The sequence below is a fragment of the Methylobacterium bullatum genome (genome assembly GCF_014845095.1).
Taxonomy (GTDB): domain Bacteria; phylum Pseudomonadota; class Alphaproteobacteria; order Rhizobiales; family Beijerinckiaceae; genus Methylobacterium; species Methylobacterium bullatum.
Window position 1 is genome coordinate 53,262 of the sequence record NZ_NKUG01000024.1, and the last position, 10,873, is coordinate 64,134.

General features: G+C 64.6%; 6 protein-coding genes. 4 read left to right on the forward strand and 2 right to left on the reverse strand.

What is annotated here, in order from left to right; translation table 11 throughout:
• Window positions 1–16: 16 nt before the first annotated feature.
• Window positions 17–628 carry a YceI family protein gene (locus tag MBTS_RS03460; protein WP_147830291.1) on the reverse strand — a complete coding sequence of 204 codons (612 nt, stop codon included), beginning with the start codon at window positions 626–628 and terminating at the stop codon, window positions 17–19.
• 119 nt (window positions 629–747) lie between these two features.
• Here MBTS_RS03460 and MBTS_RS03465 point away from each other — a divergent pair, with 119 nt between their 5' ends.
• The 4 genes from MBTS_RS03465 to MBTS_RS03480 all read left to right on the forward strand — a co-directional run bounded on the left by MBTS_RS03465 (window position 748) and on the right by MBTS_RS03480 (window position 6,696).
• Complete coding sequence (locus tag MBTS_RS03465) at window positions 748–1,686, forward strand: LysR family transcriptional regulator (protein WP_147830293.1); 939 nt, start codon at window positions 748–750, stop codon at window positions 1,684–1,686.
• 595 nt (window positions 1,687–2,281) lie between these two features.
• The gene (locus MBTS_RS03470) at window positions 2,282–2,827 is read left to right on the forward strand and encodes an RNA polymerase sigma factor (RefSeq protein WP_192215078.1); all 546 of its coding nucleotides are present in this window, start codon (window positions 2,282–2,284) and stop codon (window positions 2,825–2,827) included.
• 207 nt (window positions 2,828–3,034) lie between these two features.
• The gene (locus tag MBTS_RS03475; protein WP_147830295.1) at window positions 3,035–4,042 is read left to right on the forward strand and encodes a FecR family protein; all 1,008 of its coding nucleotides are present in this window, start codon (window positions 3,035–3,037) and stop codon (window positions 4,040–4,042) included.
• 83 nt (window positions 4,043–4,125) lie between these two features.
• Window positions 4,126–6,696, forward strand: a complete 2,571-nt coding sequence (locus MBTS_RS03480) for a TonB-dependent siderophore receptor (protein ID WP_238253671.1) — start codon at window positions 4,126–4,128, stop codon at window positions 6,694–6,696.
• Between the two features lie 1,094 nt (window positions 6,697–7,790).
• Here the strand turns inward: MBTS_RS03480 and MBTS_RS03490 are convergent.
• A complete protein-coding gene (locus MBTS_RS03490) occupies window positions 7,791–10,796 on the reverse strand; it encodes a cadherin-like domain-containing protein (RefSeq protein WP_192215079.1) in 3,006 nt (1,001 codons plus the stop codon).
• Window positions 10,797–10,873: the final 77 nt, after the last annotated feature.

Here is a 10,873-nt window from a genome sequence, read left to right on the forward strand (position 1 = left end):
CTCTCCTCGCTTGGTGTCAGTCCTGACGCTCGAAGGCGCCCGCGATGGTGAGGTGCAGGTCGTCGCCGATCAGCGGGACGTAGGTCTTCACGCCGAACTCAGAACGCTTGAGCGTCCCGGTCGCCTCGAAGCCGACCGTGACCTTCTTGTTGAGCGGGTTCACGCCCGCACCGACCAGGGTCACGTCCAGCGTCACCGGCTTGGTCACGCCATGCAGGGTGAGGTTGCCCGCGACCTTGGCCTTGTCCTTCCCCTCGGGCGTCACCTTGGTCGAGACGAAGGTCATCTCGGGGAACTTGCCCGCGTCGAGCCACTGGTCGCCCTTGAGTTCGCCGGTGAGCTTGTCGCTGGTCGTCGTCACCGAGGCGACGGGGATCTTGATCGAGAGCTTCGAGGTGGCCGGGGTCTTCGGCTGCAGGTCGAGGGTGCCGGAGACGTCCGAGAAGCCGCCGGCATAGTTCGAGAAGCCCATGTGGGATACGCGCCAGCCGACCTGGGTATGGCCGGGATCGACGGCGTAGGTGCCGGCCTGGATCTGGGCAGGGTCGCGGGTCGGCGGCGTCTGGGCCGACGCACCACCGCCGAGGACGGTGGCAAGGGCGAGACTTGAAGCGAGAAGGAGTTTCATGGTCGTCTCCGAGACGGAATCGAACTGCTGTGAACGGGAGGTCGGGAAGGAACCGCAACCTGACGACGATCCGAATAGTCCCGTTGGCAGGCCGCGTAGAGCCTGCTATCTCGCACCACATGGTTGCGAGAACGGAAACCTTCGGCGGCAATCTCGACGACCTGCGGGCGTTCTGCGCCGTCGTCGATCTCGGCACCGTCACGGCGGCGGCAGAGAGCCTGCGCGAGACCAAGGGCAGCGTCAGCCGAAGACTCTCACGGCTCGAGACCGCCCTGGGTGCTACTTTGATGGCGCGCCATCCTCGGGCGGTATCGCCGACGGCGGAAGGCCTCGCCTTCCACGCCAAGGTCCAGGAATGCCTGGCTCTCCTCGATGAAGCGGCGGAGACGGCCCGCGACGCACGGACGGTGCCGGCAGGACACCTGCGGATCACCACCTCCGTCGACTTTGGCATCGAGGTGATGCCCGACATCGTCGCCAGCTTCAGAGAGGCCTACCCGCAGGTCACGGTCGAGATGCTGAACACCGATACGCGCCTCGACCTGGCGGCCAATCGGATCGACCTCGCCCTGCGACTGGGGGACGTGGAGGAGACGGGCTACCGGTCCACCCGGATCCTGGACGTCTGGATGGCGTTATATGCGACGCCCGCCTACCTCGCCTCGAAGCCGGCTCCCACAGCGCCTGCGGCCTTGGCAGAACACGACGTGATCCTTGCGCGCGAACGGCCCGGCGTGATGGGCATCCTTCTCAACGACGGCAGAGGGCGCACGGAACAGGTCGGCATCCGTCCCGCCATCCGGGCAAGCGACTTCGCGACGACACTCAGACTGACCCTGGCCGGGGCGGGCATCGGGCACCTCCCGAGCTTGATCGCTGCCCGTGGCTTCGAAGCGGGCCTGCTCGTTCGGGTTCTCGAGCCCTGGGCCACCACGGGCGGGGCATTGAGGGCGGTGAGCCTGGCGGGACGGGAGTTGCCGGCACGCGTACGCCTGTTCCGCGAGCATGTGCGCACCGAGATCTCGAAGCGGTTTTCCGTGAATTCCATGCAGCGATAGAGGATTAGGGCGGCGAGTTTCCTACGGGAGACTCTCGGCGCTCCCGCGTGTGAACGAGCCTCCGACTCCTCTTTGGGGAAGGGCAGGGACAGAGGATCTGCCTCAAACATTCAAGGTAGAAGGTAAGATGATGCGGCGATGAATGACGTCGGCTAGCGACGAGCCGTTACTAAATTTTATCGGCAGCATCTTCCTAAATCTAAAGCTTACGAATAAGTAATTCCTTGCTTTGCGGCGATACAGATTGCCTCGATGGGAATTTAGTACAGAAAGTCGGCCGCTCCCGATTGCCGAATGAAAAGTTCATAGGTATTCTACGACTCACAACAGTTTTTAAAATATGATACACAGTTAAAAATTCATGAGTTAGTCTATAATACATACAAATATAGCTCCCAATGAGACGATTCAGGAAAGCATCCGAGGCATGGCCGCGCATACGCCGTCCGAAACTGAATTGATTATTTCATTGTACTAATTCTAATATTGATAGCATCACGACTCTGCGTGAATTGCCTCTTGTGTGTGTAACGGATTTTTGCAATCCGATCATTTACGCGCATCTGTTCCAGGATGCTTTAACTCGGCACTCGAAATGCTCCGCGTTTCCCGAACGCAGTCCGAACAGGAGTCCCGGCTCAGCATACTTTATCGCACCCATCGCGAGGCACTTTTGCGGTTTCTCGGTCGGAAAGTGGGTGTTCACGAAGCCTCCGATCTCGCGCACGAGACGTTTCTTCGGGTGGCCCATGTCGCCCTGGACGATCCCCCGCTGCAGAACGAACGCGCATTCCTATTCAAGGTCGCGGCGAACTTGGCGATCGATCATCGGCGAGCCGAGGCACGTCGGGCATACCTGCTCAGCGCGGATGACATTGCCGCCCATCTTTCGGTGCCGGATGACGCACCGGGACCTGACCGGGATGCCAAGGCACGAGCCGATCTCCGCTGTCTGACGCAGGCGCTGTCCGAGTTGCCGCCTCGCCGGGCGACTGCATTCCGTCTCAGCCGGATCGAGGGCATGAGCCATGCGGCCATAGCCACGCATCTCGGTGTTTCGCTCCGCACCGTCGAATCGGAGGTTCGGATGGCACTGGACCATTGCGCCGAGCGCCTACGGATCGATCACCATGGACGCTGATTGCGGGGCGGCACGGGCGGAGGCGTCTACCATCGTAACGGCCCGCAACCGAGGGGCTGTGTTGCAGAGTCATACCAATGACCAGCGAAGGCTCCGAGGATCCGGTCGGATCGGCTGTCCACGCCGTCGCTGCGGGAAAGTGGCCCTTGCACGCCACAGTCTCGGAATGCTCTTGCGGCGTGCCCACGAGGAGAAGGCGCGAAAGCTATGACCGCCGGGGATCACGATCGTGAAGATGGGTCCGGCGACCTAGCGGCCGTCGAAAGGGAGGCTCGTGCCTGGATCGTCAGATTGACGTCCGGGACGGCAACGCACGCCGATGCCGAGGCCCTCACCGCATGGCGCGCGCGGCCCGAGCACGATGCCGCCTTCCTTGCCGCGTCGAAGCTGTGGCGCCAGGCCGGCATCGCGCTCCCGAAGCAGGTCGCCCCCACCCTTATCCGGGTGGCACCGCGTGGCATCTCCCGCCGCCGGATTCTCCGGGGTGCGGGTCTGGGCATCGCCTCGGCCTCCATCGCCGCGAGCGGGGCTGCCTTCCTTGTGAACTGGCCCGAACTGAGCGCGGATTTCCGAACAGGCACCGGAGAGGTGCGGACGGTCGATCTGCCGGGAGGGGTGCGGATCGAGCTCGATGCCGAAACCGCCCTCGATGCCCGAACAGCCGAAGCCGGCACTCTCGTCCTGCATGCGGGGGCCGTCGCCGTCACGGTCCCCGCCGATGCGCGTCCGATCTTCCTGACGGTCGGTCCGGCGCATGTGGCCACGCGTCCCGGGATGGCGACGGAGTTCGTCGTTCGCTGCCGTCCGGCCAAGGGGCTCACCGGTTGGACCGGCGGGACGGACGCCGAGCTTTCCTGCCTCTCGGGCTCCGTCGAGGTGATCGCGGAACCGGGCGCGCCGCCGACGGTGCTGGCCGCCGGCCAGGGGGTCGACACGACGCGCGGGGCAGGGGGCGTTCATTCCATCGACACGGCGACGACAGCGGCGTGGCGGCGCGGCCTTCTCGTCTTCCGCGATACGCCGTTGTCCCAGGTGGTCGACGATCTCAACCGCTATCGCCCCGGTCGGATCGTGCTGGGAAGTTCGGCGGCTTCAATCCGGCGGGTGACCGGCATCTTCCACCTGTCCCGTCCGGAAGAGGCACTCACGAACATCCGAACCGCCCTCGCCCTCTCCGAATTCAGACTCAGCGACCGGCTCGTCATCCTGCGCTGACCCGTCACGGACTTTTCTTGCGGGGTGACGGGCTCCGCAGCGTCTCAAGAGTCAGACGGGCGATCACGACCCGTCGCGCAGCGGTGGCAAGCCGCCTTGAGACGATGGGGCTGATGACGGTGCGGCGTAGCAGACAAGACCGGGGACGGGACCAGTACCGGATGGCCATTGGATTGAGCGGTCTCGCGACATTGGTCGCCGCCCTGCCGGCTGCGGCTTCGGCAGCGATCGAGCATGCCGGCACGGCTGCAGCGATGGGTCGACCACACCTCGTCCAGGCATCGGCGCTCATGCCGGCCCAGGACACGGAGATCGACTTCGCCCTTCCTGCCATGCCCCTCGACGAAGCCCTCGCGGCCTATGGCACGGCCAGCGGCGTCCAGCTGATCTATGACAGCAGCGCCACCCGACATCTGCGCTCGGTCGCGGTCGTCGGACGCTACGACCGTGCGGAAGGGTTGCGGCGGCTCCTGGCCGGCACGGGACTGACGCCCCAGTTCACCGCCGAGCGCTCCGCCACCCTCCTGCGCGTGGTGGCACAGGCCGATGTCGTCGCCCCGGATCAGGCCGGGGCCGTAGCCCTCGACGTGCTGGAGGTGACGGGTGAGAACGCCATAGGTCCCGTCCACGGCTATGTCGCCCGCCGCAGCGCCACCGCGACCAAGACCGGAACGCCGATCCTGGAGACCCCACAGGCCATCAACGTGGTCGGGCGCAAGGAGATCGAGGACCGTCAGGCCCAGAGCGTCAGTCAGGCCCTGCTCTACACGCCCGGTGTGATGAACCAGTACGGCACGGATGTGCGCTATGATTGGCTCTACGTCCGAGGCTTCGTGCCGGGCCGCTACCTCGATGGATTGCGGCTACCCTTCGGTGCTCGAGGCTACTCGCAACCGCGTGTCGAATCCTATGGTCTCGAGCGTGTCGAATTGCTGAAGGGGCCGTCATCGGGACTGTATGGTCAGAATTCCCCAGGGGGCCTGCTCAACCTCGTGAGCAAGCGCCCGACGGCGACGCCGCTGCGTGAAATCCAACTCCAGACCGGCAGTTTCGGGCGTGCGCAGGCCGCTTTCGACCTGTCCGGGCCGATCGATCCGGATGGCAAGATCCTCTATCGACTGACCGGTCTGGCCCGCACCACGGGGACGCAACTCGACTATCTCGAGGAAGACCGCGTCTTCATCGCGCCGAGCCTCACCCTGCGGCCGGATACCGATACGTCCCTGACGATCCTGTCGCAGTATCTCAACATCGACTCGCCCGGCGGGGGAGCGCCGCAGGGCCTGCCCGCCCTGGGCACGCTCTACGCGAACCCTAAGGGGCGCATCCCCACGAACCGTTTCATCGGAGAGCCGAATTACGACCGGTTCAAGCTGCAGCAGGGCTTCATCGGATACGCGTTCGAGCATCGCTTCAACGACGTCTGGACCGTCCGGCAGAACCTGCGTTACTCGCATGTCGACGCCAATACCCAGCGTGTGCAGGCAATCGGCCTCGGCGCCGATAACAGCACGCTCTCCCGCTACGCCTGGGCCTTCCCGGAGCGGTCGGACCTGTTCAACATCGACAACCAGGCCGAAGCCCGCTTTTCCACCGGCCCCTTCGCGCATACGCTTCTCCTCGGCGCGGATTATCTGCGCGAAGACGCCCGGTACGACGAGTCCCAGCTACGGTCCGTTCCCTCCCTCGACGTGTTCGCCCCGGTCTATGCCGGCACGGTCACGCGTCCCCCGCTCGGCACGCGGATCACCCAGGGACGAAACCAGACCGGACTCTACGCGCAGGACGAGATCCGCTTCGGCGGCTTCCGCCTGACCGTCAGCGGGCGTCAGGACTGGGCCGACGCGGTGACCCGCACGACGAATGCCGCGAACGGTGTGCTTTCCCAGGTAAAACAGGATGACGCCGCTTTCACGGGTCGCGTCGGGCTGAGCTATCTGCTGGACGGCGGCTTGGCCCCCTACATCAGCTACGCCACCTCGTTCCAGCCCACCGCCGGCACGGACCGAGCCCTCCAGCCTTTCGCACCGACGAAGGGCGAGCAGATCGAAGGCGGCATCAAGTTTCAGCCGCCCGGCACGAACCTCCTCATGACGGGAACGGTGTTCGATCTGACGCAGAAGAACGTTCTGACACCGGACCAGTCAAACTTTCGGTTCAATACGCAGACCGGTGAGGCCCGCGTCCGCGGCGTCGAACTGGAGGTCAAGGCCAGCCTGACCGAGAGCCTCGACCTGATCGCCTCCTACGCCGCCATGACCAGCGAGATCACCAAGGCGAATGCGAACGCGACCGGGGCAAGCTTCATCGGGAACGAACTCCCCTTCGTGCCCCAACACCAGGCGTCGGCCTGGCTCGACTACACGGTCCGAACGGGCGATTGGGCCGGGCTCGGTCTCGGGGCGGGCGTGCGCTACATCGGTGCCTCGGTCGGGGACAACGCCAACCTCTACCATATCCCGGTCGTCACCTTGGTCGACGCGACCGTTCGGTATGATTTCGGCTACCGCTACCCAGCGCTCAAAGGCGTGGATCTCGCGGTCAATGCGACGAACCTGTTCGATAAGACCTACGTATCGACCTGCATCGCCGCGACCGGCTGCTTCTACGGCAATCGTCAAACCGTGCTGGCGACGCTACGCTACCGCTGGTGAATCGCTGAAGAGAAATTAGGCCCAAGCGCATCGATACTGACACTTCGCTTGGGCCCCATTGATTGTGCTTGTTGATTGAATTTTAACATTTAGGCAAAAGCGCAAAGCTTATCTGCTTTGCGCTATCAGTTTAGCAATTCCCGGTAACCTGCGTTGCCGCGCGCGATCACATCGTCGGGTCGCCGACGCCAGTGAAGGTATGTTGCGGCAAGCGCCGACGGGTCAGGCCGGAGAAGAAGCCCTGAATTGTGTCAAGGAGGCGCTTGACCTTGCCGTGGCGATGATGCTGCGTGCCGCCGCCGAGCAAGGTGCCGTACAGAACGTTGAAGGCGGCAAACAGCGCTGCTGTTTATGCCCATCTCTTCATGAAGGAAGTCGCTGTGATCGTAACTCACTTCCTCGAATGCACGGGCTATGCAGAGCAGCGCCCTGTCTCGGCCTTCCGATGAGTTGCAGCCCCGATGATCGTCCGTCCTGTGCCCATGGAGCCAACGGCAGGCAGATCGTGGGGCATCCGGACAAGGTCGCTGGTACCACCACTTCGATCCAGCGATGATACGTATCCATGGACGTGCCGGCGATGACCGTGGGCCAGGGCTTGGCCTGAGCAAAGGGATAAGGGGTGCACGGGGATCGGGCCCACTCATCACCGATAAGAGGAGCGCGAGATCGGTGACGTTCCGCGCCATGGGACCATCCGTGGCAAGTTGCTGGATATAGCCCTCCGGACCCGGCAGCGACGGGCCCCCTGCCCATGGATGGCCGGAACCCGAAGATACCGTTCCAGCAGCCGGCAAGGTCGCCACTATCGGCCATGGGCACCATGCGCAGGGCCGTTGCGACAGCGTTATCCTGACCCAGCAAAATGGTCCGCGCTGAGCGCAGGTTTTTCGGGCATTGAACCGCCCCGGGTTTTTCGGAGGCTCCATCCTCTCAAGAGTTGGAGCCTCCGAAAAACCCGAGGCGGTTCACATACGGTCCTTAACAGTCTCAAGATGCCTGCCAGGCCGGTATGCCTTGCATGGAGCCGAAGGCTCGACAGCCCATAAAGCCCTGGCCGAACAGAATGGATCGGCCAGGGGGTGTCGCGCCGCTTACGCCACCAGGAAGTCGAGGTGGGTCAGTGTTTCCTTCGTGCCGATGACGGCAAACTGGACGGCGGTGCTGGCCGTGCCGTTGCCGTCGGCGTCGTAGGAAAGCGCGCCGGTCTTGTGGTTGTAGAGAATGCGGTCGGTCGCATCCACCACGGCACCGGCATTGCCGAGATCCTTGAACGCGGCCTCCGCAAGCTGGCCTGTGGCGAGAGCGCTGAACACTGCCCGAGCCAGTTGGATCGTGTCCTCCGGCACCGAGAAGTCGGCGAGGCGGTCGACATTGGCGGAGCCGAGGTTCGACGAGAACACGAACGTATCGCTGCCGTCCCTGCCGTTGAGCACGTCGGCACCGGCGCCACCGTTCAGCACGTTGGCGCCGTCATTGCCCACCAGCTTGTTGGCGGACGCGTTGCCGGTGAGGTCGATGGCGGCCGTGCCGGTGTCGCTCGTGGTCCTCAGCGTCTCGACCTCCTGGCCGGCCAACAGCGTATAGGTCACGCTGGTCTTGACCGTGTCGATGCCCCCGTCAGCCGCCTCGAGGACGCGATCACCGGCATCGTCGACGATGTAGGTGTCGTTACCGGCGCCGCCGTAGAGCTGGTCGGCTCCCCCGCCGCCGTTGAGGACGTTGTCGCCGTCATTACCCACGAGCTTGTTGGCGAACTCGTTGCCGGTAAGCTGGATGGCGGTCGTACCGGCGTCGCTCGTCGTCCTCAGCGTCTCGATCTCCTGGCCGGCCAACAGGGTGTAGCTCACGCTGGTCCTCACCGTGTCGGTGCCACCGTCAGCGGCTTCGACCACACGGTCGCCGGTATCGTCGACGATGTAAGTGTCGTCGCCAGCGCTGCCGTAGAGCTGGTCGGCTCCCTTGCCGCCGTTGAGGACGTTGTCGCCGTCATTGCCCACCAGTTTGTTGGCGAACTCGTTGCCGGTGAGCTGGATGGCGACCGTGCCGGCATCGCTCGTCATCCTCAGCGTCTCGATCTCCTGGCCGGCTGCCAGCGTGTAGCTCACGCTCGTCATCACCGTATCGCTGCCGCCGCTTACCGCCTCGAAGACACGATCACCGGCATCGTCGACAATGTAGGTGTCGTTACCGGCTTTGCCGTAGAGCAGGTCGGCTCCCTTGCCGCCGTTGAGGACGTTGTCGCCGTCATTGCCCACCAGTTTGTTGGCGAACTCGTTGCCCGTGAGCTTGATGGCGGTCGTGCCGACGCCACTCGTGGTCCTCAGCGTCTCGATCTCCTGACCGGCTGCCAGCGTGTAACTCACGCTCGTCATCACCGTATCGCTGCCGCCGCTTGCCGCCTCGAAGACACGATCACCGGCATTGTCGACGATGTAGGTGTCGTCGCCGTCATACCCGGAGGCCCTCGTCCCCGGGCCGGTCAGCAGGAAGATATTGTCGCCCGCATCACCCTGGTTGGAGCCAGTGACAGTCACACGCAAATGCGCGGAACCGGTGGCACCCTGACCGTCGGAGAGCGTGTAGAGGAAGTCGTCGACGACGCTTGCTCCCACCGCGACCCGGCCCTCGGTATTGGCTTCGTACGTGTAGCTGCCGTCCCCCTGCAGGGTCAGCGTGCCGTAGCGGCCGGCGATCACAGTGGTACCGTCGACGGCCGTCTTGGCCGTACCGGCGGTCACCGCCCTGATCGCGGTGATCGTCAGGATGCCGCCATCGGAGTCGATGTCGTTGCCGAGCACGCCACTCGCCACGGAACTTCGCTGAACAACCTCGATCACGTCATCGGTCACGACGGGGGCGTCGTTGACTGAGGCGAGAGTCAGCGCCCGGGTCGCTGCCGTGACGGCCGTGCCGTCGCCGACATCGTAGCTGAGCGTGACCAAACCGTTATAGTCGGCGGCCGGCGTAAGCGTGAAGGTCCCGCCCGTGATCGTCACCGTGCCATGATCGGCCCTCAGGTTCGTGACCGCGAGCGTTTCGCTGTCGATGTCGGTGAAGCCCTTCAGTAGGTCGGAGAGCCGACCCGTATAGGCAGCGTCCTCTCTGCCGGCCGCCAGGGTCGCCTGGGTACCGGTGAGTCGCGGGGCGTCGTTCACCGCCGTGAGGGTGGTGCTCAGGGTGGCGGGGATGGAGGTCGCGCCGTCTCCGACGCTGTAGCTGATGACGAGCGGGCCGTTGTAGTCGGCGGCCGGGGTGACGGTGTAGCCGCCCGCCCCGTCGCTCACGATCGTGCCGTGATCGACGCTGAGGCCGGAGAGGACGAGGGGAGTGCCCTCCGGATCGGCGAAGCCCTGCAGCAGATCGGCCGCCGAGACCGTGAAGACGGTGTCCTCCGTACCGGCCGCCAGAGTCGCCCGGGTGCCGGTGAGGCGCGGTGCGTCGTTCACCGCCTCAAGGGTGGTGGTCAAGGTGGCGGGGGTCGAAGCCGTGCCGTCGCCGACACTGTAGCTGATCGTGATCGGGCCGTTATAGTCGGCCGTCGGGGTGACGGTGTAGCCGCCCTCCCCGTCGCTGACGATGGTGCCGTGATCGACGCTGAGGCCGGAGAGGACGAGGGTCGTGCCCTCGGGATCGGCGAAGCCCTGGAGCAGCTCGGCCGTCGTCACCTTGAAGGCGGTGTCCTCCGTACCGGCCGCCAGGGTCGCCTGGGTGCCGCTGAGAATCGGCGCGTCGTTCACCGCCGTGATCGTGACGGTGGTGGTGCCGGTGGTAGTCCCGACGCCACCCGAGCCCTGGGCGCCGGCATTGCCGTCCGAGAACGTCCAGACCAGCGTGGCGGAGGTCGGAGGCGTGTCGGAGGTGTTGGCGTAGGTGACGGCGCGTGCCACCGCGTCGGCGAGCGCCGAGGTGGCGACGTTCGTGCCGGTGAAGGTGATCGTGAGCGTGCCGGCCGTGTCGGTGAAGGTGGCGAAGGTCGCCCCATTCGCGTCGCGCAGGCTGTTGCCCGAGACCGTGAAGCCCGAGGCGTCGAAGCCGAACGCGTCCTGCGCGTCCGCCCCGCCCTGGCGGGCCAGCGTCAGCCTGCCCCTTATACACATCTAACGCTGACGAGGAATAGAACGGTGTGAACAGTGGATCGTCGCGCATACTCAAAATATAAAACTTACGTAGCTTA